This is a genomic window from Pseudomonas sp. 34 E 7 (assembly GCF_900005715.1).
GTDB classification, from domain to species: Bacteria; Pseudomonadota; Gammaproteobacteria; order Pseudomonadales; family Pseudomonadaceae; genus Aquipseudomonas; species Aquipseudomonas orientalis_A.
Genome location: NZ_CVTX01000023.1, coordinates 1 through 310, shown reverse-complemented (window position 1 = coordinate 310; position 310 = coordinate 1). Strand labels below are relative to the sequence as shown.

Here is a 310-nt window from a genome sequence, read left to right as displayed (position 1 = left end):
AAGGCCATGAACCCTTCGTGTGGGTGACCGAGCAGAACGTCGTTTCCTACGCCTACGACGCCGCCGGACGACTGGTGTCGGCGACCAATGCCGTCGGTGAACGCGAGGTTTATCGGTACGACGAAGAGCAAGTCATTCTTGAGCGGCAGTTGGCCGGTGGGGCAAGTTTCTTTTGGGCGTGGGAAAGGTCTGGTAAAGCCGCGCGCTGTGTCCGGCACTGGGCCAGTTTTTCACAGATGGACACGCGCTATGTATGGGGCGATGACGGCAGCGTCAACGTGCACAACGCCGATGGCAGCCAGGAAGTGTA

1 protein-coding gene is annotated in these 310 nt (G+C 59.7%); it reads left to right on the top strand.

Features of this window, described 5'->3' with window-relative positions:
* On the top strand, positions 1–310 hold a 310-nt coding region (locus tag BFP96_RS00695), incomplete at both ends, for an RHS repeat domain-containing protein (RefSeq protein WP_139113298.1).